Source organism: Stenotrophomonas sp. CC22-02 (genome assembly GCF_004365115.1).
Lineage (GTDB): Bacteria > Pseudomonadota > Gammaproteobacteria > Xanthomonadales > Xanthomonadaceae > Stenotrophomonas > Stenotrophomonas forensis.
In genome coordinates, this window is sequence record NZ_SOCO01000001.1 from 1,095,833 (window position 1) to 1,120,740 (window position 24,908).

General features: G+C 66.6%; 29 protein-coding genes. 20 read left to right on the plus strand and 9 right to left on the minus strand.

Annotation, left to right across the window (positions count from 1 at the left end; genetic code table 11):
* Positions 1–61: 61 nt before the first annotated feature.
* Together N440_RS05250 and N440_RS05255 are read left to right on the plus strand one after the other, a co-directional pair.
* Complete coding sequence (locus tag N440_RS05250) at positions 62–1,057, plus strand: LLM class flavin-dependent oxidoreductase (protein WP_133934323.1); 996 nt, start codon at positions 62–64, stop codon at positions 1,055–1,057.
* A 68-nt stretch (positions 1,058–1,125) separates the two neighbouring features.
* Entirely contained in the window at positions 1,126–1,623 is a 498-nt protein-coding gene (locus N440_RS05255) for a pyridoxamine 5'-phosphate oxidase family protein (RefSeq protein ID WP_006431271.1), read from the plus strand.
* Between the two features lie 92 nt (positions 1,624–1,715).
* On the opposite strand, the gene N440_RS05260 is transcribed toward N440_RS05255, so the two are convergent.
* Both N440_RS05260 and N440_RS05265 read right to left on the minus strand, forming a co-directional pair.
* Positions 1,716–2,375, minus strand: a complete 660-nt coding sequence (locus tag N440_RS05260; protein WP_133934324.1) for an exopolysaccharide biosynthesis protein — start codon at positions 2,373–2,375, stop codon at positions 1,716–1,718.
* A complete protein-coding gene (locus N440_RS05265) occupies positions 2,359–3,663 on the minus strand; it encodes a hemolysin family protein (RefSeq protein ID WP_133934325.1) in 1,305 nt (434 codons plus the stop codon). Before N440_RS05265 ends, N440_RS05260 begins: the two co-directional genes overlap by 17 nt.
* Before the next feature lie 292 nt (positions 3,664–3,955).
* Between N440_RS05265 and N440_RS05270 the strand changes: the two genes are divergently transcribed.
* A complete protein-coding gene (locus N440_RS05270; protein ID WP_004152833.1) occupies positions 3,956–4,582 on the plus strand; it encodes a DUF47 family protein in 627 nt (208 codons plus the stop codon).
* A 13-nt stretch (positions 4,583–4,595) separates the two neighbouring features.
* Positions 4,596–5,717, plus strand: a complete 1,122-nt coding sequence (locus N440_RS05275; RefSeq protein WP_006431323.1) for an inorganic phosphate transporter — start codon at positions 4,596–4,598, stop codon at positions 5,715–5,717.
* A gap of 357 nt (positions 5,718–6,074) precedes the next feature.
* On the opposite strand, the gene N440_RS05280 is transcribed toward N440_RS05275, so the two are convergent.
* From N440_RS05280 to parE, 3 genes are all read right to left on the minus strand, one after another.
* Entirely contained in the window at positions 6,075–7,571 is a 1,497-nt protein-coding gene (locus N440_RS05280; protein ID WP_049458021.1) for a S10 family peptidase, read from the minus strand.
* A 110-nt stretch (positions 7,572–7,681) separates the two neighbouring features.
* Positions 7,682–8,260, minus strand: coding sequence for a GNAT family protein (locus tag N440_RS05285; protein WP_133934326.1), 579 nt, complete (start codon positions 8,258–8,260; stop codon positions 7,682–7,684).
* A gap of 153 nt (positions 8,261–8,413) precedes the next feature.
* Complete coding sequence (gene parE, locus N440_RS05290) at positions 8,414–10,303, minus strand: DNA topoisomerase IV subunit B (RefSeq protein WP_133934327.1); 1,890 nt, start codon at positions 10,301–10,303, stop codon at positions 8,414–8,416.
* Positions 10,304–10,474: 171 nt separating this feature from the next.
* On the opposite strand from parE, the gene N440_RS05295 reads away from it, so the two are divergent.
* The 10 genes from N440_RS05295 (at position 10,475) to truD (ending at position 18,371) form a co-directional block, all read left to right on the plus strand.
* Positions 10,475–10,708 (plus strand): hypothetical protein, encoded by a 234-nt coding sequence (locus tag N440_RS05295; protein ID WP_133934328.1) that lies wholly within the window; start codon positions 10,475–10,477, stop codon positions 10,706–10,708.
* Positions 10,709–11,108: 400 nt separating this feature from the next.
* Complete coding sequence (locus N440_RS05300; protein ID WP_014036735.1) at positions 11,109–12,773, plus strand: CTP synthase; 1,665 nt, start codon at positions 11,109–11,111, stop codon at positions 12,771–12,773.
* An 89-nt stretch (positions 12,774–12,862) separates the two neighbouring features.
* Positions 12,863–13,693, plus strand: coding sequence for a 3-deoxy-8-phosphooctulonate synthase (gene kdsA, locus N440_RS05305; protein WP_014036736.1), 831 nt, complete (start codon positions 12,863–12,865; stop codon positions 13,691–13,693).
* Positions 13,690–14,037, plus strand: coding sequence for a hypothetical protein (locus tag N440_RS05310; protein ID WP_133934329.1), 348 nt, complete (start codon positions 13,690–13,692; stop codon positions 14,035–14,037). The genes kdsA and N440_RS05310 overlap by 4 nt, the downstream gene beginning before the upstream one ends.
* On the plus strand, positions 14,037–14,366 hold the full coding sequence (locus tag N440_RS05315) for a hypothetical protein (protein WP_133934330.1): 330 nt from the start codon (positions 14,037–14,039) through the stop codon (positions 14,364–14,366). The genes N440_RS05310 and N440_RS05315 overlap by 1 nt, the downstream gene beginning before the upstream one ends.
* 96 nt (positions 14,367–14,462) lie before the next feature.
* Positions 14,463–15,755, plus strand: a complete 1,293-nt coding sequence (gene eno / locus N440_RS05320; protein WP_008266559.1) for a phosphopyruvate hydratase — start codon at positions 14,463–14,465, stop codon at positions 15,753–15,755.
* A 4-nt stretch (positions 15,756–15,759) separates the two neighbouring features.
* Complete coding sequence (gene ftsB, locus N440_RS05325; protein WP_133934331.1) at positions 15,760–16,113, plus strand: cell division protein FtsB; 354 nt, start codon at positions 15,760–15,762, stop codon at positions 16,111–16,113.
* Positions 16,110–16,808 (plus strand): 2-C-methyl-D-erythritol 4-phosphate cytidylyltransferase, encoded by a 699-nt coding sequence (gene ispD / locus N440_RS05330; RefSeq protein WP_053449344.1) that lies wholly within the window; start codon positions 16,110–16,112, stop codon positions 16,806–16,808. The genes ftsB and ispD overlap by 4 nt, the downstream gene beginning before the upstream one ends.
* 34 nt (positions 16,809–16,842) lie before the next feature.
* Positions 16,843–17,340, plus strand: a complete 498-nt coding sequence (gene ispF, locus N440_RS05335) for a 2-C-methyl-D-erythritol 2,4-cyclodiphosphate synthase (protein ID WP_005409005.1) — start codon at positions 16,843–16,845, stop codon at positions 17,338–17,340.
* Positions 17,337–18,371 carry a tRNA pseudouridine(13) synthase TruD gene (gene truD, locus N440_RS05340; protein WP_133934332.1) on the plus strand — a complete coding sequence of 345 codons (1,035 nt, stop codon included), beginning with the start codon at positions 17,337–17,339 and terminating at the stop codon, positions 18,369–18,371. Before ispF ends, truD begins: the two co-directional genes overlap by 4 nt.
* A gap of 103 nt (positions 18,372–18,474) precedes the next feature.
* Here truD and N440_RS05345 read toward each other — a convergent pair whose 3' ends face one another.
* Both N440_RS05345 and N440_RS05350 read right to left on the minus strand, forming a co-directional pair.
* Positions 18,475–18,798, minus strand: coding sequence for a hypothetical protein (locus N440_RS05345; RefSeq protein WP_133934333.1), 324 nt, complete (start codon positions 18,796–18,798; stop codon positions 18,475–18,477).
* 187 nt (positions 18,799–18,985) lie between these two features.
* Positions 18,986–19,525 carry a Smr/MutS family protein gene (locus tag N440_RS05350; protein ID WP_049458012.1) on the minus strand — a complete coding sequence of 180 codons (540 nt, stop codon included), beginning with the start codon at positions 19,523–19,525 and terminating at the stop codon, positions 18,986–18,988.
* A gap of 209 nt (positions 19,526–19,734) precedes the next feature.
* Between N440_RS05350 and surE the strand changes: the two genes are divergently transcribed.
* From surE to N440_RS05375, 5 genes are all read left to right on the plus strand, one after another.
* Positions 19,735–20,514 (plus strand): 5'/3'-nucleotidase SurE, encoded by a 780-nt coding sequence (surE, locus tag N440_RS05355; protein WP_008266466.1) that lies wholly within the window; start codon positions 19,735–19,737, stop codon positions 20,512–20,514.
* A complete protein-coding gene (locus tag N440_RS05360; RefSeq protein ID WP_006431541.1) occupies positions 20,511–21,188 on the plus strand; it encodes a protein-L-isoaspartate(D-aspartate) O-methyltransferase in 678 nt (225 codons plus the stop codon). The genes surE and N440_RS05360 overlap by 4 nt, the downstream gene beginning before the upstream one ends.
* Before the next feature lie 18 nt (positions 21,189–21,206).
* Positions 21,207–21,821, plus strand: coding sequence for a YqaA family protein (locus N440_RS05365; RefSeq protein ID WP_133934334.1), 615 nt, complete (start codon positions 21,207–21,209; stop codon positions 21,819–21,821).
* Positions 21,818–22,606, plus strand: a complete 789-nt coding sequence (locus N440_RS05370) for a peptidoglycan DD-metalloendopeptidase family protein (protein WP_133934335.1) — start codon at positions 21,818–21,820, stop codon at positions 22,604–22,606. Before N440_RS05365 ends, N440_RS05370 begins: the two co-directional genes overlap by 4 nt.
* A 333-nt stretch (positions 22,607–22,939) precedes the next feature.
* Positions 22,940–23,428 (plus strand): hypothetical protein, encoded by a 489-nt coding sequence (locus tag N440_RS05375; RefSeq protein WP_133934336.1) that lies wholly within the window; start codon positions 22,940–22,942, stop codon positions 23,426–23,428.
* A 27-nt stretch (positions 23,429–23,455) separates the two neighbouring features.
* On the opposite strand, the gene N440_RS05380 is transcribed toward N440_RS05375, so the two are convergent.
* On the minus strand, positions 23,456–23,830 hold the full coding sequence (locus tag N440_RS05380) for an Mth938-like domain-containing protein (protein WP_133934337.1): 375 nt from the start codon (positions 23,828–23,830) through the stop codon (positions 23,456–23,458).
* 13 nt (positions 23,831–23,843) lie between these two features.
* Entirely contained in the window at positions 23,844–24,149 is a 306-nt protein-coding gene (gene yhbY / locus N440_RS05385; RefSeq protein ID WP_133934338.1) for a ribosome assembly RNA-binding protein YhbY, read from the minus strand.
* Positions 24,150–24,214: 65 nt separating this feature from the next.
* Between yhbY and rlmE the strand changes: the two genes are divergently transcribed.
* Complete coding sequence (rlmE, locus tag N440_RS05390) at positions 24,215–24,847, plus strand: 23S rRNA (uridine(2552)-2'-O)-methyltransferase RlmE (RefSeq protein ID WP_006431652.1); 633 nt, start codon at positions 24,215–24,217, stop codon at positions 24,845–24,847.
* Positions 24,848–24,908 lie beyond the last annotated feature (61 nt).

Below are 24,908 nucleotides of genomic sequence, written 5' to 3' on the forward strand. Positions count from 1 at the left end.
TCACTGGCCGCCGCGCTTGGCCGACCCCATCCATGGGGAATCCTGTGACGGAAAACCGCTGATGATCCCGTTGTCGATTCTCGACCTGGCCCCGGTCTGCGAGGGCAGTGACACCACCGCCGCCTTCGCCAACATGCTGGAACTGGCCCAGCACGCCGATGCGCTGGGCTACCGCCGCTACTGGCTGGCCGAACACCACAACATGCCCGGCATCGCCAGCGCGGCCACGGCCGTGCTGATCGGCCATGTGGCCGGTGGCACCAAGCGCATCCGCGTCGGCGCCGGCGGCATCATGCTGCCCAACCACGCGCCACTGCAGGTGGCCGAGCAGTTCGGCACGCTGGCCTCGCTGTACCCCGACCGCATCGACCTCGGCCTGGGCCGGGCGCCCGGCACCGACCAGCCCACCGCACGCGCCCTGCGCCGCTACTTCGACAGTGCCGACCAGTTCCCGCAGGACGTGCGCGAGCTGTTGCACTACTTCGAGCCGGTGCAACCCGGCCAGGCCGTGCAGGCGGTTCCCGGCGGCGGCCTGCGCGTACCGACCTGGATCCTGGGTTCGAGCCTGTTCGGGGCGCGCATGGCCGCTTCGATGGGCCTGCCGTACGCGTTCGCCTCGCACTTCGCCCCGGACGTGATGGACGAAGCGCTGGCGGTCTATCGCCGCGAGTTCCGCCCCTCGGCCACGCTGAAGCAGCCGCATGCGATGCTGGCGCTGAATGTCGTCGCCAGCGACAGCGAAGCCGAGTCGCGCCGCCTGTTCACCAGCCAGCAGCAGAGTTTCGTCAACCTGCGGCGCGGTCGCCCCGGCAAGATCCCGGCACCGATCGATGACATCGAATCCTTCTGGGAACCGCATGAAAAGCTGGGCGTGGAGCGGGCATTGGCCTGCACCGTGCTGGGTGATCCGCAGCAGGTGGCCGAGGGCATCGCCGCGTTTGTCGAGCGCCACAAGCCCGACGAACTGATGCTCACCGCCAACCTGTATGACCACGGTTCGCGCCTGCGTTCGTTCGAACTGGCGATGCACGCCTGGCACGCTCGCCACGCGGGCTGAACACTTGCGTCACGGGCCGTTGCAGCCACACCGCGTCTGATGGGGGCTCATCCCAATGGAGCCCCCCCATGGCCGACACCCGCGCCGAACACATCGCCCAGCTGGCCGAACTGATCAAGGACGTGGAGGTGGCGATGTTCACCACCACCGGGGTTGATGGCCGCCTCTACAGCCGGCCGCTGGCCACCCAGCAGGTCGCGTTCGGTGGTGACCTGTGGTTCGTCATCACCGCCGACAGCCCGAAGGTGGCCGAGATCGCACTCGATCCGCGGGTGAACGTGGCCTATGCCTCGCCCTCGAAGAACACGTATGTGTCGGTGTCCGGTCGCGCTCGGGTGGTGGATGATCGCGCGAAGATCGAGGAACTGTGGTCGCCGGCGATGAAGCTGTTCTTCCCCGGCGGCAAGGAGGATCCCAACCTGCGCCTGATCCATGTGCGGGCCGATTCGGCCGAGTACTGGGATGGCCCGGGTACGCTGTTGGGCAAGGCGCTGACGTTCGTGTTGTCGGCGGTGCAGGACGAGCCGGGACAGTTGGCCGACAACGGGTTCATCGACCTGCGCTGATGACCGATGTCCGGTACCGGTAGTGCCGGCCGCTGGCTGGCAATCCTGCAAACGTGGCAGCCGGCCAGCGGCCGGCTCTACCGGGTTCCGGTTCAGAACCAGCGCTGGAACAGCTCCACCGTGTAGCCCACCAGTTGCCCGGAACTGAAACCAAAGAACGCGATGGCCGCCAGCGCAGCAATCCAGTTGAACAGCATCAGCGCGCCATCGCGTTCGAGCAATGCCAGCGCGAACAGCAGCAGCTGGAAGCCGAACAGGAAGTTGGTGAACGGAATCGGCAGCGACAGCAGAACGCCCAGCAGCACCAGCAGCAGGCCGGTAAACGCGTGCGCCGGCAGCGGGGTCAGCAGCTGCGACAAGCGCGGTTTCAGCATCTTGTCCAGGCGCCGCAGCGGGCGGTCGATGCGGTCGAGGAAGCGGTGCATGGTGCCGCGCTTCGGCCCGCGCCGGGCGATGAAGCCGGGCAGCCAGGGGCGCCGCAGGCAGCACAGCATCTGCAGGCCGATCAGGATCACCAGCGGGCCGCTGACCGCACCGCCCATGCCCGGGATCGGGATGAACGACGGCAGGATCGCCACGAACAGGAACACGCCGAACGCGCTCTGTTGCAGGTTGCACAGGATCTGGCCGAGCGGCATGTGCTCGGCCGGGTCGCCGGAGGCGAACATCTCCAGCAGGGTACGGATGCCCTCGTTGCGGTAGGCCGGGCGCTCGGCACCCGGACCCTGGCCGGCCTCAGGCGGTGAGCTCATCGGCCTGCTCGTCGGACAGCGTGCGCAGCAGCAGCTTGTCCACCCGTGCACCGTCCAGGTCGACGACTTCGAAGCGCCAGCCGGCCCAGTCGAAATACTCGCCCGCATGCGGGATGCGGCCGAAGTAGTGGATGCACATGCCGGCCAGCGTGTAGTAGTCGCCGTCCTCGGCATCGGGCAGGTCGTTGCTGCCGATCAGCTCACGCAGGTCCTCGATCGGCAGCGAGCCATCCACCAGCAGCGAGCCATCCTCGCGGGTCACCACCAGCGCATCCTCGTCGGCGTTCTCCACCGCCTGCAGGCGGCCGACCACCGCCCCCATGAGGTCACTGATGGTCACCAGGCCCTGGATCTCGCCGTACTCGTCCACCACCAGCGCCATCGACTGCTGTTCCTCGCGGAAGATCTCCAGCAGCTTCATTGCATGGGTCGATTCGGAAACGTACAGCGGCTCGCGCAGGGTCTGGAACAGCGCGGTGTCGCCGCGCGCCATGCGCGTGGCCAGCGACTTCAGCTCGAGCACGCCGACCACGTCCATGTCGTTGTCGCGGTACACCGGATACCGCGAGAACTCGTGCTCGGCCATGATTTCCAGGTTGCGCTCCAGCCCGCCCTGGGTGTCGAGCCAGGCAATGCGGTTGCGCGGGGTCATCAGGCTGTCGGCGGTGCGGTCGCCCAGGCGCATGACACGGTTCATCATGTCGCGCTCGTGGGCGTCGATCACGCCGGCCTCGTGGCTTTCGGCCACCAGCATGCGGATTTCTTCTTCGGTTACCGAGGCCACTTCATCCTTGCCCAGGCCGAACAGGCGCAGCACCAGCTGGGTGGTCCTGGACAGCAGCCAGACGAAAGGCAGGGCCAGCTTGGCCAGCCAGCTCATCGGCATCGCCACCAGGCCGGCAATGGCTTCCGAGCGGGTCAGCGCCAGGCGCTTGGGGACCAGCTCGCCGAAGATCAGCGTGATGAAGGTGATCAGGCTGACCGCCAGTGCGGTACCGACGTTGCCAGCGTACGCAAAGCCCGGCATCAGGCCCTGGATCCAGCCGGCGAAGGCCTCGCCCAGCGCTTCACCACCGAGGTAGCCGGTCAACACGCCGATCACGGTGATGCCGATCTGCACGGTGGACAGGAAGCTCTCCGGCTTTTCCGACAGCTCCAGTGCCTTGGCGGCCCGCTTGGAGGTGGCGGCCATCTGCTTCAGGCGGCTCTTGCGCGAAGTCATGACCGACATCTCGGACATGGCGAAGAAGCCGTTCAGCAGAACGAGCGCGAAGACAATCAGGATCATTTCAAACACGGGCGTCGTCCCCGGTTGGTGGCAGGGAGGGCGGGTGCTTGCGATGGCGGCTGGCGCTCAGGAGCGGGGTCCGGCGCGGCGCTGGGGGATAAGGGTCGTCGTCCATAAGGTGCGCCCGAAGGCGCGCTGGCATCTTAGCAAAGGGGCGTGGCAGGGTGGCAACTGCCTGTTCAGGTTGGGTGGGCCAAGGCCCGGAAAGGGGGCAGGGATACCCGAGATGGTCATCTAGCCGTCATAATTCCGTCTGGTGCCGTCCTTCCCGCGACGGCTGACAGGTTTCTCAATGTTCTCTCTGCAGACCATTTTCGGTTCCGGCAAACAGTTCTACACCCTGCTCGATGAGGCTGCCGTCGCGGCTTCCGACGCCGCCAAGGCGCTGCATTCCATGCTGCGCGAGGCCGACCGCCAGCCGGCGCTGGACGCTTTCAAGCTGGCCCGCCTGCGCGAACGCGCGGCCTCGGACAAGATCAGCCAGGCGCTGGTGGACAGCTTCATGACCCCGATCGAGCGCGAAGACATCGAAGCGCTGGGTTCGGCGCTGTACAAGATTCCCAAGCAGATCGAGAAGTTCGCCGATCGCTATTCGCTGGCCACGACCCACCTGGAGCACATCGACTTCGCGCCGCGCGCGGCGATGCTGGAACAGGCTGCCGGGGTTGTGGTGGAGATGGTGGCCGACCTGCGCCACATGAACCTGGACCGGATGACCGCGCTCAACGAGAAGCTGCGCTCGCTGGAGAACGAGGCCGACCGGCTGATGCTCGAGCTGTACCGCGACATCTATTCCGGCCGCCTGGACAACCTGCAGATGTTCCTGCTGAAGGAATTCTTCGAGATCCTGGAAAAGGCCATCGACCGTTGCCGCGAGGCCGGCGTGGTGGCGTACCAGATCGTGTTGAAGAACAGCTGACGGACGCCGCCGCATGTTGACCCTTGTCCTGGTGGTGATCCTGGCCGCGCTCGTCTTCGAGTTCATCAACGGCTTCCACGACACTGCCAACTCCATTGCCACCGTGGTGGCGACCAAGGTGCTCTCGCCCGGCTGGGCGGTGATGCTGGCCGCCTTCATGAACCTCATCGGTGCACTGACCGGTACTGCGGTGGCGCTGACCATCGCTTCGGGCCTGCTCAACACCAACGTAGTCGACGTCACTCCGCAGGTGATCCTGTGCGCGCTGCTGGGCGGCATCATCTGGAACCTCATCACCTGGTGGAAGGGCCTGCCGTCCTCGTCCTCGCACGCGCTGATCGGCGGCCTCTGCGGCGCCGGCCTGGCCGCTGCGCACAACAACTGGGACGCGCTGATCTGGTCCGAGCGCCTGGGCAGCTGGGCGCAGAACAAGGGCCTGCTGTGGAAGGTGTTTGTGCCGATGATCACCTCGCCGATTGCCGGCTTCCTGCTCGGCATCGTGGTGATGGTGCTGCTGTGGGGGCTGATCGCCGGCCTGGCCAAGATCGGTGGTGCCATCGGCCGCCTGGCCCGTCCGCGCATCGTCAATGCGTTCTTCGGCAAGGCGCAGATCGCTTCGGCGGCCTACATGGGCTTTGCCCACGGCCACAACGACGCGCAGAAGACCATGGGCATCATCGCGATGACGCTGATTGGTGCCGAAGCCACCGGCGCACTGAACGACCTGCCGTCATGGCTGGCCTTCATGCACCCGGACGCGCATGCCGGCGACGGCATCGCGATGTGGATCGTACTGACCTGCGCGGTGGTGATGGCCGCCGGTACCGCCTCGGGCGGCTGGAAGATCATCAAGACCCTGGGCCACAAGATGGTCAAGCTGCATCCGATCCACGGCTTCGCCGCGGAAACCAGCTCGGCCACCATCCTGACCCTGGCCGCCCACTTCGGCATGCCGGTCTCGACCACCCACAGCATCTCCACCGCGATCATGGGCGTCGGCTTCGCCAAGAACCCGCGTTCGCTGAAGTTCGGCGTGATTGAACGCATCGTCTGGGCCTGGATCCTGACCATCCCGGCAGCCGGTGGCTGTGCGTACCTGATCCTGAAGCTGTTCGAGCTGTTCGGCTGGACCTGATGCCAGCGGCCCGATAAACGAAAAAGCCCGCCGGATTCCGGCGGGCTTTTTTCATGGGAGAAGAGTTTTCCGCATCCAGCGTGTCGACCAAGGTCGACACCCACCAGAGCAGAAACAGGGTCAGATTCCGTGCCGACCAACGGTCGGCACCCACCAACAGCGCCCGGAAACTGTCGAAGGCCGGGTGGGTCCGGTTGCGGGGGTGTCCGCGGCATGGATGCCGCGGCCAAGCCCTCATGGACGGGTTCACGGCGTCCCCCGCAACCGGATCCATCCCGCCAACCCACTGGAACCCGGCTTTTGACGTTGCCGTTGCAGTCAGCGGGTGCCGGGCCGCAGGCCCGGCCGGGAACTCCCTCAATTACGCTGGAACATCGCCTGCACATCCCTGCGGAACGCCGCCTGGCTGTCCGCCCGGCTGTAGAACATGTGCCCGCCCGGATAGCTGCGCACCTGCACGCGATCCGGGTTGCTGCCCATCGCCGGCATCTGGTCCACGGTCAGGATCGATCCCATGAACGGGCACGACAGGTCGTTCCAGCCATGCACGATCAGCACCTGCAGGTGCGGATCGATCGCCACCGCCTGCCGCAGCTGGGTCACCGCACCCTGGCGCAGCTCGCCATTGCGGTCCCACAGCCGGTTCACGTCGTAGTTCAGTGCCTGGTAGCGCGCGTCCACCTTCCAGCCGACCACGCGGGTCACGAAGTCGACCATCGCCGTGGTGGTTGGCGCGATGATGCTGTCCAGCAGCGGATCGTTGGCGCGCTGCTCCGGATCGTTCGGGAACGGATCGAATGCGGTCACGTTGGAATCGTAGCGACTGCCCAGCGTGCCCTTGTCGCGGAACACTTCGCGCAGGTAGGCCTGGGTCTCCAGGCGGCCGCCGGCGCGACGCACGAACTGCGGGTCAAGCCCGGTCAGCTCGGTCACCCGGCGCAGCATCGCTTCGGTCGCCTGCGGATCGCTGCGGCCCTTCATCAATGCGGTCGCGTAGTCGCCACGCGTGTATTCGACCACTTCGCGCATCGCTGCATCGGTCAGCCTGCCCTGGCGTTCCAGGTGCGCTGCGGCAATCGACGGCAGCGTCTGCATCCACGCCATCGGCGAGACATCGGCGTTGTCTTCCAGGGTCGGGCTCAGGTACGGCGAGACCAGCACCAGACCGTTCATCGCCACGCCCAGCCGGGTCTGCAGGAAGTGGGTGATGCGCGGGCCGCGATAACCGCCATAGCTCTCGCCGGTCAGGTACTTGCGCGAGGCCATGCGCTGGTTGCGCAGCAGCCAGTCGTAGATCGAGCGCGACAGGTATTCGATGTCGGCGCCGGGGTTGTACAGCTGCTTCTTCGCTTCGTCATCGCCGATACGCGCGCGGCTGAAGCCGGTGCCGACCGGATCGATGAACACCAGGTCGGTGAAGTCCAGCCAGGTACCCGGGTTGTCATGCAGGGTGGCCGGCGCCGAGGCGCTGTCACCTTCCGAACCGAAGGTCACCACCTTGGGCCCGATCGCGCCCATATTGAGGTAGACCGACGACGCGCCGGGCCCGCCATTGAGCGCGAAGGTCACCGGCCGGTCCTTGCCCGGCATCGTGTAGGCGGTGAACACCACGTCGGCGATCACCTTGCCCTTGGCATCGCGCACCGGCAGGGTGCCGACGGTGGCGGTGTAGTCCAGGGTGCGGCCGGCCAGGCGCATGCTCTGGCGCGCCGACGCATCGGCCGGCAGCGCAGGCGCTTCGGTCTTGTCGTCTTTCGGATCGGGCTTGGCCTCGGCGTCGGGTGCGGCCAGCACGCTGGCAGGGGCAATGAGCAGGCCGACGCAGAGCGCGGCAGTGTGCAGCAGGGACTTCATGGCACCGTATCGGCAGCGGAAGGGGGTTCCGATGCTAGGCCGGAGGAGGGCCGCGCCGTATGTGTCCAAAGACATGGCCGCATGCTGCAGCCTCCAGCAGCCAGATTGGGTCAAGCGGGCAGGGTGGCGGCCGCGTCGTCGTCGGCCAGCAGGCCGTAGACGGCCGAGTCCGAAAGTTCGCCCTGGATGCGCCAGCGCTGGCGCAGCACGCCCTCGCGGTGGAAGCCCAGCCGTTCCAGCACGTGTGCGGAAGGCGCATTGCGCGGGTCTATCTCGGCCTCGACCCGATGCAGGTGCAGCGTGCGGAACAGATAGGCCAGCACCTGCTGCAGCGCCTCGTGCATGTAGCCCTGGCCCTGCTGGTCGGGCGCCAGCAGGTAGCCGATCTCGGCGCGCGCGGCGTCACGGTCCACGGCGAACACCACGCAGATGCCGAGCAGCGGGCCGTCCATGGATTCGCGCACGGCCAGCTTCAGCTGGGTGCCGATGGCATGGGCGGCAAGATCGTCATCGATCTGTTCGCGCGCCTCGGCCGGTCGTGTCCAGGCCGGGTGGTTCCACCAGCGCATCACGTCCGGGTCCGACTGCAGTACGAACAACGCGGCAGCGTCGTCGCGGCGGATCGGGCTCAGGACCAGCCGCGCGCTGTGCAGCGGCAGGCCGGGGAACAGCAGCGAGTGGCTGGCCAATACGGTGGTCCACGCGGATGGACGCGCATTATGGCGCCGCCGGGTTTGCCGATGGGGGCGTATTGCCAGGGGAGCGCATCAAGCGGTAGTGCCGGCCGCTGGCCGGCAGTCGAGGTTGCCGGCCAGCGGCCGGCACTACCGGGGGTGCCAGGATCAGACTTCCAGCGAAGCCAGGTCGCCCTTGCTCTCCAGCCAGCCCTTGCGGTCGGACGCACGCTTCTTGGCCAGCAGCATGTCCATCAGCGAACTCGTCTGCTCGCGATCGTCCACGGTCAGCTGCACCAGGCGACGCGTATCCGGGTGGATGGTGGATTCACGCAGCTGCGGCGGATTCATCTCGCCCAGGCCCTTGAAGCGGGTCACGTTGATGGCGCCCTTGATCTTCTCGCGTTCGATCTTGTCCAGCATCGAGCGCTTTTCTTCCTCGTCCAGGGCGTAGAACACCTGCTTGCCCACGTCGATGCGGAACAGCGGCGGCATCGCCACGAACACGTGGCCCGCGTCGACCAGCGCCGGGAAGTGCTTCAGGAACAGCGCGGTGAGCAGCGTGGCGATGTGCAGGCCGTCCGAGTCCGCGTCGGCAAGGATGATGACCTTGCCGTAACGCAGGCCGCTGATGTCATCCTTGCCGGGGTCGCAACCGATGGCGATGGCCAGGTTGTGCACTTCTTCCGAGGCCAGCACGCTGTTGGAGGAAACCTCCCAGGTGTTCAGGATCTTGCCGCGCAACGGCATGATCGCCTGGAAGTCCTTGTCGCGGGCCTGCTTGGCACTGCCGCCTGCCGAGTCACCTTCCACCAGGAACAGCTCGGTGCGCGACAGGTCCTGGCTGATGCAGTCGGCCAGCTTGCCGGGCAGCGCCGGGCCCTGGGTGACCTTCTTGCGGACGATCAGCTTTTCGGTCTTCAGGCGCGCGCTGGCGCGTTCGATGGCGATCTGCGCGATCTTCTCGCCCAGCTCCACGTTCTGGTTCAGCAGCAGGCTGAAGGCATCGTGGGCCGCGCCTTCGACGAAGCCGGCGGCCTGGCGCGAAGACAGGCGTTCCTTGGTCTGTCCGCTGAACTGCGGGTCGGTCATCTTCAGCGACAGCACGAACGACACGCGGTCCCACACGTCTTCCGGGGCCAGCTTGACGCCGCGCGGGAGCAGGTTGCGGAAGTCGCAGAACTCGCGCAGCGCCTCGGTCAGGCCGGTACGCAGGCCGTTGACGTGGGTACCGTGCTGCGCGGTGGGAATCAGGTTGACGTAGCTTTCCTGTACCAGTTCACCTTCCGGCAGCCAGGCCACGGCCCAGTCCACCACCTCGGTGTCCTTCTTCAGGTTGCCTACGAACAGGTCGGCCGGCAGCGATTCGCGCTCGCCCAGTTCCAGCTTCAGGTAATCGCGCAGGCCGTCTTCGTAGTACCAGGTATCGACTTCACCGGTGGCTTCGTCGGTCAGCTTGACGGTCAGGCCCGGGCACAGCACCGCCTTGGCGCGCAGCAGGTGCTTGAGTGCGCGCACGGCGAACTTGGGGGTGTCGAAGTACTTCGGGTCCGGCCAGAAGCGCACGCGGGTACCGGTGTTCTTCTTGCCGACGCTGCCGACCACTTCCAGCGGCGTGGCGCGGTCGCCGTTGCGGAAGGTGATGCGGTGTTCGGCGCCTTCGCGCTTGATGTGCACTTCCACCAGGGTCGACAGCGCGTTGACCACGCTGACGCCGACGCCGTGCAGGCCGCCGGAGAAGGTGTAGTTGTTGTTGCTGAACTTGCCGCCCGCATGCAGGCGGGTCAGGATCAGTTCGACGCCCGGAATCTTCTCTTCCGGGTGGATGTCCACCGGCATGCCGCGGCCGTCATCACTGACCTCCACGCTGCCGTCCTTGTACAGGGTGATCTCGATCGAACGGGCGTGGCCGGCGAGGGCCTCGTCCACCGAGTTGTCGATCACTTCCTGCGCCAGGTGATTCGGGCGCGCGGTGTCGGTATACATGCCAGGACGGCGCTTGACCGGGTCAAGGCCGGACAGGACTTCAATATCGGCGGCGTTATAGCGTGCGTTCATCTATCTTCAAAGCGCGGAGCGACGCGCAAGTGTGCGGTGTGGACGGGGAATTTGCACGCCTGCGGTTCAGCCTCGGCGCCGGGGAGGGGGTAAAATGGCAGCCGCTGGAATCTGAACGCCGGCGACCCCGGTTGGGTCGAAACGTCCAAGCCATACCGCGAGGAGGACCTCATGAAGAAGTTGCTGACCATTGCAATCCTGGCCGCTGCCGCTGTTGCAGTGCCGCTGGTGGTGGCACAGAACGCCGGCCAGCCGGCCCCGCAGCAGGGTGACCAGGCCGACAAGGCGCAGGCCGAGGCGGATGCCAAGGCCAAGCGTCGCGCGCAGGCCACTGCCGAAATGAAGGCGCAGGGCCAGCCGGCCCCGCAGAAGGAAGAAGAGGAAGAGGCGCGGAAGAAGCGCTGATCCCGCAACCTGCCAAGCGCCCTTGCGACAAGGGTTGCGCACCGGAACGCCCCGCCCAGCGGGGCGTTTTTTGTTGGATCGGCCGCACAAGCCCCTTGGGTTGGCGGCCATCAATCTGTAAACTATGGCTTTCCGGGAGTAAGTGCGTGTCCACCATTTGCGAATGGGCTGGAGCGGCCAAGCGTGGCTTCCAGCATGGCGGGTCGCAGGTGACGGTCGATTTGACCGGCACGGCCACCCCGACCTCGCACGATGGTCCCCGTCCGGCGCGTGCCGCCGCACGGACCCGCACCTCCCTCGCTGTCCCAGCGAACCGGAAAACCCCCTCCGAGCACCATGCCCGCCCTCCGGGTGCGCGTGGTGCTGCCGTTTTCCATTTCCAGACAGGATGCTTGCAGCCATGACTCCCTTGATTTTCGTAACCGGCGGCGTGGTGTCCTCGCTCGGCAAAGGCATTGCCGCCGCGTCGCTGGCCGCCATTCTCGAAGCCCGTGGCCTGAAGGTCACGATGATGAAGCTCGACCCGTACATCAACGTCGACCCGGGCACCATGAGCCCGTTCCAGCACGGTGAGGTCTATGTCACCGACGACGGCGCCGAGACCGACCTCGACCTGGGCCACTACGAGCGCTTCGTGCGCACTCGCCTGAGCCGCAAGAACTCGGTCACCACCGGCCGCATCTACGAGAACGTGATCCGCAAGGAGCGCCGCGGCGACTACCTGGGCGCGACCGTGCAGGTCATTCCGCACATCACCGACGAGATCCGCCGCTGCATCGACGAAGCCACCGAAGGCTACGACGTGGCGCTGGTCGAGATCGGCGGTACTGTCGGCGACATCGAGTCGCTGCCGTTCCTGGAAGCGATCCGCCAGGTGCGCACCGAGCGTGGCCCGGAGAAGGCACTGTTCATGCACCTCACCCTGGTGCCGTACATCGGCGCCGCCGGCGAGCTGAAGACCAAGCCGACCCAGCACTCGGTGAAGGAACTGCGTTCGATCGGCATCCAGCCGGACGTGCTGCTGTGCCGTTCCGAGCAGGCGGTGCCGGATTCGGAGCGCCGCAAGATCGCCCAGTTCACCAACGTTTCCGAGCGCGCGGTGATCAGCGTGCCGGACGTGGACGTGCTGTACCGCATTCCGTCCGGCCTGCACGCGCAGGGCCTGGACGAGATCGTGGTCAACCAGCTGAAGCTGGCCGACAAGGCCGGCCCGGTCGATCTGTCGATGTGGGAAGACGCGGTCGATGCGACCCTGCACCCGCTGGACGAAGTGACCATCGCCGTGGTCGGCAAGTACGTCGACCACCAGGACGCCTACAAGTCGGTCGGCGAAGCACTCAAGCACGGCGGCCTGCGCCAGCGCACCAAGGTCAACCTGAAGTGGCTGGAAGCGCAGGACCTGGAAGGCACCGACATGGCTGCACTGGCCGACGTCGACGGCATCCTGGTGCCGGGTGGCTTCGGTGACCGTGGTTTTGAAGGCAAGGTGCTGACCTCGAAGTTCGCCCGCGAGCAGCACGTGCCGTACTTCGGCATCTGCTACGGCATGCAGGCGGCCGTCGTCGATTACGCGCGCAACGTGGTCGGCCTGGAAGGCGCCAACAGCACCGAGAACGACCGCCAGTCGCCGAACCCGGTGATCGGCCTGATCACCGAGTGGCGCACTGCCACCGGCGATGTCGAGAAGCGTGACGACAAGAGCGACCTGGGTGGCACCATGCGCCTGGGCCTGCAGGAGCAGCGCCTGAAGCCGGGCACGCTGGCCCGTGAGCTGTACGGCAAGGACGTGGTCGCCGAGCGCCACCGCCACCGTTATGAGTTCAACAACCGCTACCGCACCCAGCTGGAAGATGCGGGCCTGGTGATCGCCGGCAAGTCGATGGACGACACCCTGGTGGAGGTGGTCGAGCTGCCGCGCGATGCACATCCGTGGTTCCTGGCCTGCCAGGCGCATCCGGAATTCCTGTCCACGCCGCGTGATGGCCACCCGCTGTTCATCGGTTTCATCCGTGCCGCACGCGAGCGCAAGGCGGGCGGCAAGCTGCTGCAGGAAGCCCGCGCCTGACTTGTGATGGGGGCCGCCGGCCCCCATCTTGCACGCTTCAACCCCCAGCGCACCGGCCCGGCCGGTGCCGCGGACAACAAGGAAACGCCATGAAACTGTGTGGATTCGAGGTCGGGCTGGACCAGCCCCTGTTCCTGATCGCCGGCCCCTGCGTGATCGAGTCGATGCAGCTGCAGCTCGATACCGCCGGCAAGCTGAAGGAGGTCACCGACAAGCTCGGCGTCAACTTCATCTTCAAGTCCAGCTTCGACAAGGCCAACCGCACCTCGGGCACCGCGTTCCGTGGCCCGGGCATGGAAGAGGGCCTGAAGGTCCTGGCCGAGGTCAAGAAGCAGATCGGCGTGCCGGTGCTGACCGACGTCCACGAATACACCCCGATGGACGAAGTGGCTTCGGTGGTGGACGTGCTGCAGACCCCGGCGTTCCTGGTCCGCCAGACCGACTTCATCCGCAAGGTGTGCTCGGCCGGCAAGCCGGTCAACATCAAGAAGGGCCAGTTCCTGGCGCCGTGGGACATGAAGCCGGTCGTGGAGAAGGCCAAGGCTACCGGCAACGAGCAGATCATGGTCTGCGAGCGCGGTGCCAGCTTCGGCTACAACAACCTGGTCAGCGACATGCGTTCGCTGGCGGTGATGCGCGATACCGGTTGCCCGGTGGTGTTCGATGCCACCCATTCGGTGCAGCTGCCGGGCGGGCAGGGCACCAGTTCGGGCGGCCAGCGCGAGCACGTGCCGGTGCTGGCCCGTGCCGCAGTGGCGGTGGGCATCTCCGGCCTGTTCGCCGAGACCCATCCGGATCCGTCCAAGGCCCTGTCCGATGGCCCCAATGCGTGGCCGCTGGATCAGATGGAAGCCCTGCTCGAGACCCTGATGGAGCTTGACGCAGTCACCAAGAAGCACGGCTTCTCGCGCTTCGCGTGAGCCGCGACCCGTGGGTGGCGCTGGAAACCCAGCGCCACCGCCGGCACTGGAAGCAATGGCCGTGGGGCTTGATCGCACTCGGCCTGGCGGTGCTGTTCACGGTGGGCATGTTCGGCCTGGTGCTGATCGGCGCCGCGTCGGTGCGGCCGCCCGGTGATGGCGGCAGCGCAATCAATCTGCGCGCATATTTCATGGCATTGATGGTGGCAGAGCTGCTGGCTGCCGTGGGCTGCGCCACGTCTGCCGTACTGGCCTGGCGGCTGAATCGCGGCAAGGTGGCGGCGGGCCTGGCGATCATCCTGCTGTCGCTGTGGCTGGGCGCCCTGTCATACGGTCTTCTTTGATGAATACGAGCGCGTCGGCGCGCGGTTGGCCCTGGGGCCTGATCGCGCTGGGGCTGTCGGTGCTTGCGTGGGCGTCCCTCCTGCTGGGCGTACTGGCCTTTGCGGCCAGCTTCGGCTCGCCAGGTGACGGCAACCACGGCATGCGCGCCATGCAGTACTGGATTCTGGCCGCTCTGGTCATGCTCGGCCTGTCGTCCGTCGGCAGTCTGGTGGCGTTGGTGCTGGCCTGGCGACGGCAGCGTGGACCGATCTGGGCAGCCATTGCCGGTGCGCTGCTGGTGGTGCTGCTGTCGCTGGTCCTGATCGTGATCGGGTCCAGCTGGGGTTGAAGTCGATCAGGCCATTTGGCAAGTGGCGGGCAGCCGGGGATAATCACGCGGCATTCGTTTTGTCGCCCCCTCTCCATACAGGTAACCGGCCCGACCATGAGTACGATCCGCAGCATCCACGCCCGTGAAATCCTCGACAGCCGTGGCAACCCCACGCTGGAAGCCGAAGTCATCCTGGAGGACGGTTCGTTCGGTCGTGCCGCGGTTCCCTCCGGCGCCTCGACCGGCACCAAGGAAGCGGTCGAGCTGCGTGACGGCGACAAGACCCGTTACCTGGGCAAGGGCGTGCGCAAGGCCGTCGACAACGTCAACGGCGCCATTGCCAACGCGCTGAAGGGTTTTGAAGCCACCGACCAGGCTGGCCTCGACCGTCGCCTGATCGACCTCGACGGCACCGAGAACAAGGGCCGCCTGGGCGCCAACGCGCTGCTGGGTGTTTCGATGGCTGCCGCGCACGCTGCCGCCGCTTCGAACAAGCAGGCGCTGTGGCAGTACCTGGCTGCCAAGACCGGCGTGACCCCGTCGCTGCCGGTGCCGATGATGAACATCATCAACGGCGGCGCACATGCCGACAACAACGTCGACTTCCAGGAATTCATGGTGCTGCCGGTGGGCTTCACCTCGTTCTCCGAAGCGCTGCGTGCCGGCACCGAGATCTTCCATTCGCTGAAGTCGGTGCTGAAGGGCCACGGCCTGAGCACGGCGGTCGGCGATGAAGGCGGCTTCGCACCGGACTTCCGCAGCAACGTCGAAGCGCTGGACACCATCCTCGAAGCCATCGGCAAGGCCGGCTACACCGCCGGTGAAGACGTGCTGCTGGGCCTGGACGTGGCCTCCAGCGAATTCTTCGAGAACGGCAAGTACAACCTGGTCGGCGAGAACAAGCGCCTGACTTCCGAGCAGTTCGTCGACTTCCTTGCCGACTGGGCCGCGCAGTACCCGATCATCACCATCGAAGACGGCCTGGCCGAGAACGACTGGGCCGGCTGGAAGCTGCTGACCGATCGCATCGGCAAGAAGGTGCAGCTGGTCGGTGACGATCTGTTCGTGACCAACCCGAAGATCTTCCAGGAAGGCATCGACTCGGGCACCGCCAACGCGATCCTGATCAAGGTCAACCAGATCGGCACCCTCAGCGAAACCCTGGAAGCGATCGCCATGGCCGACCGTGCCGGCTATGCCGCCGTGGTCTCGCACCGTTCGGGCGAAACCGAAGACACCACCATCGCCGACATCTCGGTGGCCACCACCGCCACCCAGATCAAGACCGGCTCGCTGTGCCGCAGCGATCGCGTGGCCAAGTACAACCAGCTGCTGCGTATCGAGGAAGCCCTCGGCGCCGGCGCGCGTTACGCCGGTCGTGACGCGTTCGTTTCGCTGAAGCGCTGAGCCGATGCGCGACTGGCGCTGGATGCTGCTGGTGCTGGCCCTGCTGCTGGGCTGGCTGCAGTACCGCTTCTGGTTCGGTCCGGGCAATTCGGGCGAAGTGATGATGCTCGAAGCACAGGTCGCCAACCAGGAGCGGGACAATGAGGGCCTGCAGCAGCGCAACGATGCGCTTGCTGCCGAAGTGAAGGACCTCAAGGAAGGCCAGTCCGCCATCGAGGAGCGCGCACGCAGCGAGCTGGGCATGATCAAGCCCGGCGAGAAGTTCTACCGCGTGGTCGAAGATGCGCCGGTTGCCCCGGCGCAGTCGGCAGCAAGCGCCAATGCCCAGGCCGCCGAACATCCGGCGGACGTGCCGTGAGCGCGGCGATCTGGGTGGTGGTTCCGGCCGCCGGCCGAGGCACCCGCTTTGGCGCGCCACTGCCCAAGCAGTACCTGCAGGCCGGCGGGCAGATCCTGCTCGCCCACACCCTGGACGCGCTGCTGGCGCATCCGGCCGTGGCCGGAGCGATGGTGGTGGTCGGGCAGGACGACGCCGACTGGCCGGGCTGGACCGAGTGGGCGGGCAAGCCGGTGCTGACCTGCATCGGCGGCGCGACCCGCGCTGCTTCGGTACTGGCCGGGTTGCAGGCGCTGCCGGAGTCGGTGCGCGCCGATGAGTTCGTGCTGGTCCACGACGCCGCGCGGCCGAACCTGTCGCTGGCCGATCTCGGTCGCCTGCTTGAGGTGGGTCGTGCCGATCCGGTCGGCGCGATCCTGGCCGCGCCGGTGCGCGATACGCTCAAGCGTGCGGGCGACGATGGTGGCATCGATGGCACCGAGCCGCGCGAACGGCTGTGGCGTGCGCTGACCCCGCAGCTGTTCCGTCGTCACCAGCTCAGCCGTGCGTTGTCCGAGGCTGCGGCGGCCGGTGTCGAGGTCACCGACGAGGCCATGGCCATGGAGCGCCAGGGCCAGCGCCCGTTGCTGGTGGAAGGCAGCGAGGACAACTTCAAGGTCACCACCCCGGCCGATCTGGACCGGTTCGAATTCGTACTTTCCCGCCGCGCCGGCTGATTGCCCGCGCGGCCCTGCAGCAAGGGTTGCATCCATGAGCACCGCACCGTTCCCGCCCGTCCGCATCGGCCAGGGCTACGACGTCCATGCCTTCGGCGAAGGCGACCACATCATGCTTGGCGGCGTGAACGTGCCACACAGCTGCGGCGTGCTCGCGCACAGCGACGGCGACGTGATCCTGCATGCCCTGTGCGATGCCATGCTCGGCGCGCTGGCGCTGGGTGACATCGGCCAGCATTTCCCGCCCAGTGACGACCGCTGGAAGGGCGCCGACAGCAGCGATTTCGTGCGCCACTGTGACAGTCTGCTGCGTGAGCGCGGCTGGCGCGTCGGCAACACCGACATCACCGTGATCTGCGAGCGGCCGAAGGTCGGACCGCATGCGCTGGCGATGCGCGAGCGCATCGGCGGGCTGCTGCAGCTGCCGCTGGACGCGGTCAGCGTCAAGGCCACCACCTCGGAAAAGCTTGGCTTCACCGGCCGTGGTGAGGGCATCGCCGCGCAGGCGGTGGTGCTGCTGGTGGCGGCATGATTCCGGTACCGCTGGCGTTCGGTGCGCCGCTGCTCACCGCACGCATCCGCAGCACCCCTGAAGATTTCCAGGTCGACGAACTGCCGGCCTTCGAGGCCACCGGCGAAGGCGAGCACCTGCTGCTGCACATCCGCAAGCGCGGTGCCAATACCGTGCACGTGGCCAAGCTGCTGGCGGCGTGGGCCGGTTTGCCGGAAATGGCGGTCAGCTATGCCGGCATGAAGGACCGCCACGCGATCACCACCCAGCGCTTCAGCGTGCACCTGCCCAAGCGCATCGCGCCGGATCTCGCTGCGCTGGCCAGTGATGAGATCGAAGTGCTCGACGCCACCTGGCACAACCGCAAGCTGCAGCGCGGCGCATTGGCAGGCAATCGCTTCAAGCTGGTGCTGCGCGACGTGAAGGGGGATCGCGCAGCGATCAGCGAGCGCCTGCAGCAGATTGCCGAGCGCGGCCTGCCGAACTGGTTCGGTGAGCAGCGCTTCGGCCGCGACGGCGGCAACGTGCCTGCGGCCCTGGCGATGTTCGGTGGACGCCGCATGCGCAAGGACCAGCGTTCGCTGCTGCTGTCGGCCGCCCGTTCCGCACTGTTCAACCGCGTGCTGGCCGCGCGGGTGGAGCAGGGCAGCTGGGACCAGCCGCTGGACGGGGAAGTGTGGATGCTGGACGGCAGCCGCAGCGTGTTCGGACCCGAGCCCTATACCGATGTACTGGCCGAGCGCCTGGCGCGCTTCGACATCCATCCCAGCGCACCGCTGTGGGGCGAGGGCGAGCTGCGCAGCACCGATGCTGCACGTGAGCTCGAATTGGGCGCGCTGGACGATGAGGAATCGAAAGCGCTGCGGGCCGGCCTGGAAGACGCACGCCTGAAGCAGGAGCGCCGCGCGCTGCGCCTGCGACCGGCCTTGCTGCAGCATGAGTGGCTGGCCGATGACGTGCTGGAACTGTCATTCGCACTGCCGCCGGGCTGCTACGCCACCGCCGTGCTGCACGAACTCGGCCCGGTCGAAGACGCGAGCCACGGGGCCTAACCATCGGTGACCAAAGTGCGGATGCCGTGGGAGGCTCTGACCATCGGTGGGCTTCGCATCGCGTGCATGGCGTGGATCCTGATGGATCCACGCCATGCCAGGCTCAGCAGGAACCCTGCTGCAGCCAGCCGTTGCAGTTCCGGAGAGACGGTAGTGAGCTCACCGGTAGCTTGTAGGTCGCAGAAATCGTCCGGCCATCGTCGCGCAGGCATTCGGCCCTGAACTCGCACAGGTTGGCACCAATCGCCACCATGTAGTGAAGGCTGCAACTGCGTGCGGCTGATGACTGCCTGAAGGCCTGCTCGCATTCCGCATCGGTTGCCTTTGGTGAAAATCCGCTCATCGAACCCTGTGGGCGTGCGCCAGCGGGCAGCGCGACGATCAGGGCGAGCAGGGTGCTGCCGATCAAAACGGGGATCTTGTTCATCAGCCGAACTCCTTGAGGAATGTAGGTGTCCCGCAACCTCAGGTCAGGGGACACACGGATTGAACGGCATCCGTTTTCCAGCCGGCTATCAGAATGCTTGCAACCTGCTGCGCGAATCGCTTGATTCCCGCGCGGCATCACAGTCTGTAAGCGTGGTCTACGCCATTCCCGTCGTGCGTGCTCTTCTTCAGCGCCGCGCCAGCAGCACCAGCACCGCGCCGGTACCGCCTTGCCCGGTCGGTGCCGAATGGAACGCCAGCACATCGTTGCGCAGGCGCAGATGGCGATCGACCAGGTTCTTCAGCACCGGCGCGCCGCCATCGGACTGCAGGCCCTTGCCGTGGATGATGCGTACGCAGCCATATTCGTGGGCATGCGCTTCCAGCAGGAACTGACGCAGCAGCGATTCGGCCTGCGCGGCGGTGGCGCCATGCAGGTCCAGTTCGTCCTGCACCGAATACTGTCCACGCTTCAGCCGCTGGAACAGGCGCGGCGGCAGATTGTCGCGCCGATAGCTGGCCACGTCGCCGGCTTCCAGTGGCGAGCTGTCGCGCAGCAGCCGGGCGAATTCGCCAGCCGCTTCGGCCTCGTCACGTTCGGCCATGCGCGCGCGCGGCTTGGGCCGCGGCGCGGCCGGGGCCGGCTCGGCATCCTTGCGCAGCGGCGTCACTTCGCCGATGGCCGCACGGAACAGGGCGGCCGGATCTTCGTCTTCAGGGTGCGACATGCGCACAGGGTAAACCGCCGGCGCAGGTCTGCCTATGACGGTTCGATGTCGGCCGTGACCGCCGGCAGGGTAGGACCCGCGGCTCGCATGCGGCACAATAGACGATGCCCTTGCAGGGTCGACGGCTTCCGCAGGGGAGTACGGCGGTCCCGCCCACACTGCACGGTGACGGAATCGAATTCTTGGAAAATCAAGCGGTTAAATCGAAGATGCGAATCCTGGTCAGTAACGACGACGGCGTTGACGCCGCAGGCATCCGGATGCTGGCCTCGGTCCTGCGCGAGGCAGGCCACGAAGTCACGGTGGTCGCACCCGACCGCGACCGCTCCGGCGCCAGCAACTCGCTCACCCTGGACCTGCCGATCCGCCTCAAGCGCATCGACCATTACACCGTTTCGGTAGCCGGTACGCCCACCGACTGCGTGCATCTGGCGCTGACCGGCCTGCTGGAGTTCGAGCCCGACATTGTCGTGTCCGGCATCAACAACGCCGCCAACCTGGGCGATGACGTGATCTATTCCGGCACCGTCTCGGCGGCAATGGAAGGTCGCTTCCTCGGCCTGCCGGCAGTGGCGGTCTCGCTGGTCAGCCGCAACCACGATCCGAAGCACTTCGAGACCGCTGCGCGTGCCGCCGTGGAAATCGTCGCCCGGCTCAAGGCCGATCCGCTGCCGGCCGACACCATCCTCAACGTCAATGTGCCGGACCTCCCGTGGAACGAGGTCAAGGGTTTTGAAGTCACCCGGCTCGGCAACCGCCATCGCGCAGAAGGCTGCATCGCGCAGAAGGACCCGCGCGGCAACGAGGTGTACTGGATCGGCCCGGCTGGCCGTGAGCAGGACTCCGGCCCCGGCACCGACTTCCACGCGGTGCGCACCGGGCATATCTCGATCACCCCGATCCAGGTCGACCTGACCCGCTACCAGGCGCTGGAGAAGGTGGCCAGCTGGGTCGGCGGCCTCAGCGCCGCACTGGACCGGCCGGCATGAGTCCGCGCCTGCGCCTGCAGCCGGAAGCTGTCGGCATCGGCATGACCTCGCAGCGCGTGCGTGATCGCCTGGTCGATCGCCTGCGCGAGGCCGGCATCGTCGACGAGCCCACCTTGAATGCGATCCGGGTGGTGCCGCGCCATCTGTTCATCGACGAGGCGCTGGCCTCGCGCGCCTACGAAGACACCGCGCTGCCCATCGGCCACGGGCAGACCATTTCGCAGCCGTGGGTCGTGGCGCGGATGACCGAGGCGGTGCTGCAGGGTGCGCCGAAGCGGGTGCTGGAGGTTGGCACGGGTTCCGGCTACCAGGCGGCCATCCTCGGCGCGCTGGGGCTGGAGGTCTACACCGTGGAGCGCATCGGTGATCTGCTGCGGCAGGCGCGCAAGCGCTTCCGGGCGCTGGGCATGAACATCCGCACCAAGCATGACGACGGTCGCGTCGGCTGGGCCGAGCACGGCCCGTTCGATGCCATCGTGGTCACCGCTGCGGCGCCGGCGCTGGTCGACGCACTGGTCGAACAGCTGGCCGAAGGCGGCCGGTTGGTGGCGCCGGTCGGCGGCCCCGGAGCGCAGTCGCTGGTACAGCTGGACCGCAAGGCCGACGGCAGCATCGAACAACGCGTGCTGGCGCCGGTCACCTTCGTGCCGCTGCTGTCTGGCATGCTCGACTAATCCACGGAGCAGGGTTGCATGAAGATTTTCGGGCCGCTGTACGAGCGGGCGATGAAGTGGGCGGCGCACGAACGCGCGCCGACCTACCTGACGGTGTTGAGCTTCTTCGAGGCGATCATCTTCCCGGTGATGCCGGAGGTGATGCTGGCGCCGATGTGCGTGGCCCAGCCCAAGCGGGGCTGGTGGTTTGCCACCCTCAGCCTGGCCGGTTCGATGGCCGGCGCGCTGATCGGCTACGCACTGGGCCATTTCGCCTTCGAGGCGATCAAGCCACTGTTCGAGGCGATGGGCATGCTGCCGGCGATCGAGCAGGGCATCACCACCGTGCAGGCAAAGATGGCCGAATCGCCGTGGGCGGTGTTCACCTTCCTGGTGCTGGGCGGCTTCATGCCGATCCCGATGAAGGTCTTCACGTGGGCATCGGGTATCGTCGGCGTACCGATGCCGCAGTACCTGCTGAGCATGCTGATCGGTCGTGGCAAGCGCGTGTATGTGCTGGCCGCGGTCATCCGGATCGGTGGTGCGCGTGCCGAAGCGGCGCTGCGCCGCTGGATTGAACCGCTGGGCTGGATCGCCACTGCGTTGGTGGTGGTGCTGATCGCCTGGCTTGTATGGAGGTCGAAGTTCGCATGAGTCCTGATCGTCTGAGCAAGGGAGTGCGCATCGGCGCGCTGGCGTTGCTGGTTTCCACCCTGGCCGCCTGTGGCACCGCGACTGTGGTCCGCCCCGGTGGCGGCGGCAGCAGCGGCGGGGGCGTGACCACGCCGAAGACCTCGGTGCCCAAGCCCGGGCAGACCGTGGTGGTGCGCAAGGGTGACACCATCTATGCGCTGGCCCGCATCCATGACATCACTCCGGCCGATCTGATCGCCTGGAACAGCTTGGACAACCCCTCGACGATCCATCCGGGCCAGGTGATCCGGCTGTATCCGGCCGGTGCCAGTGGCGGCCGCGCGCCGACCACGGTGGTCACCGCGCCGCGTTCCGGTGGCAGCAGTGCCGGCAGCACCGCGCCGACCACTGCACCGGCGGGTCCGGTGAAGAGCAATATCGCCTGGCGCTGGCCGGCCGATGGCGCGATCGTTGGCCGTTACGTGGCTGGCGACGCGACCAAGCAGGGCGTGGACATCGCCGGCACCAGCGGCCAGGCGGTGAAGGCCACGGCCAATGGCGTGGTGGTGTATTCCGGTGCCGGCCTGGTCGGTTATGGCGAGCTGATCATCATCAAGCACAGTGATCAATGGCTGTCGGCCTATGGCCACAACCGCAAGCGCCTGGTGAATGAAGGCCAGAGCGTGAAGGCGGGTGAGCAGATCGCCGAGATGGGCCGCACCGGAGCGAACCGCGACATGGTCCACTTCGAGATCCGCTACAACGGCAAGCCGGTCGACCCGCAGCAGTACCTGCCGGCACGCTGATAGGCGGATTCGACCTACGGGCGGATCCCCGGCCCGGCGCAGCGCGCCGGGCGTTCGCCGACGGCGCGGCCCATGGGCCGCAAACGCCGTCGGCTCACCCGCTACAACGGCAAGCCGGTCGACCCGCAGCAGTACCTGCCGGCACGCTGATGGCCGTTGGATCGGGTAGCGCCGGGCCATGCCCGGCCCTCCTGACCTGTAGCGTCAAGCCACGCTCGACTCGGCGGGTGCCGCAGAGATGCCGTCGCTTGCGATCTTGTGTGTCGCAGGCTCACCTTCACGGCGGATGGAATACCCGGCATTCTCGAGTGCTCCCATCCGCCCCGGTGCCGCATGTTCCGCATTGCTTCCGCTCTCGTACTGCTCATCGTCGCGCCGCTGGCCGCAGCAGCCAGCGATCCGCGTGACGTGGTCACCCGTCTCTATGACACCATCCAGGCGCCGGCGTCGAACGAAACAGCCATTCCGCCACTGCTGGGCAATGCCCTGCGCGCAGCCGTTGATGCCCAGCGCGCTTACGAACGGGCCTGCAGCGCGCTGGCCGCGCGCGACGAAAAGCCGCACATGCTCGACCAGAGCCCATATCTGCTGGCACCGGATCGACCGGAAACGATATCCGTAGGAATGCCCGCATCGAGCGGTGACGCCACCTGGATCCGCGTTGACATGGCCGTAGGCGACTATCGCTGGACCGACCGGGTCCTGCTGCAGCGCCAGGACCGCGACTGGAAGGTCATGGATATCCGCTGGGGGCGGGGTGGCAACCTGATTGGCCGGCTCAAGGAATTCTCGGCCTTCCGCTGCACAGCTTCGGGCAGCTAGCGCCGGGGCGCACCCGGCGACTCGAACTCAGCCTTCCAGGATGAAGGCGGCGGCGACCTTGCGGCCTTCGGCGGCCAGGATATTGAAGGTGCGTGCGGCGGCCGCATTGTTCATCACTTCCAGGCCGATGCCGCGCGACAGGCACGCGGCCATCACCACGGCCGGCGGGAACACCTGGCGGTCGCCGGTGCCAAGCACGATCAGCGCCGGGTTCAGTGCCAGGATCGGCTCCAGGTCGGCCAGCTGCAGTTCGGCGGCCTGCTTCACCGGCCAGTGCTCGACCAGCTGGTCCGGGGTCAGGAAGAAGCTGCTGCCCAGCGCCTGGTCGTTGACCCGCGCCGAGCGGCCGTCGGCGGCGCGCAGGCTGTAGGCGTAATCAGGCGGTTCGTGGTTCAGCTGCATGGCAGTAGGGCGATCAGCCGCGCGGCAGCACGATCTGGCGCTGTTCCTTGCTCGGGCGGTACAGCACGGCAACGTGGCCGATGCGCTGCACAAGCGCGCTTTCGGTGGCTGCGACGATCTCGCTGATCATCGCGTCACGGGCGTCGCGGTCCTCGGCAGCGACCTTCACCTTGACCAGCTCATGGCGCTCCAGCACTTCGTTCAGCTCAGCGATGAAGGCCGGGGTCACACCCTTGCCGCCGGTCTGCAGCAGGGCCTTCAGGTCGTGGGCTTGGCCGCGCAGGAAACGGGTCTGGGAGGCGGTCAGGGCGATGGACATGCAGGAAAACACGGTTGAATGGGGCGATCAGGGTATCATGAGGACCCCATCAGCCCCTATTTTCAATGGCAACCCGCAGCAAAAGCAGCCAGCGCTGGCTCAAGGAACACTTCTCCGACCCCTTCGTGAAGAAGGCGCAGGCCGAAGGCATGCGCTCGCGCGCCGCCTACAAGCTCGAAGAACTGCTCGAACGTGACCGGTTGCTGAAGCCGCACATGGTGGTGGTCGACCTGGGGGCGGCCCCGGGGGGCTGGTCTCAGCAGGTCAGGAGACAGATCGGCGACACCGGCCGTGTGCTGGCGCTGGACATCCTGGACATGCCGCCGCTGGCCGGCGTGGAGTTCCTTCATGGTGACTTCAGGGAAGAAGCCGTCCTATCTCAGTTTGAAGCCATGCTCGGGGATCAGCCGGTAGACCTTGTGCTGTCGGACATGGCCCCCAATAAGAGTGGTGTGGGCGCGGTCGACCAGCCGCGGATGATGCACCTGGCGGAGCTGGCCCTGGATTTTGCCGACAACCACCTGAAGACCGGTGGGGCATTCCTGATCAAGCTGTTCCAGGGCGAAGGCTTTGACGACTATGTGCGCGAAATGCGCCGCAGGTACGACAAGGTCTCCATCCGCAAGCCGGAAGCCTCGCGCAAGCGCTCTCCCGAGGTGTATGCCTTGGGTCAGGGAAAACGCGCCCACATGAAGTAAGCTCGCAACGTACGCAAGTTCGACCCCAACGCAACGCCAGCACTAAGAGGAACACCGGAGC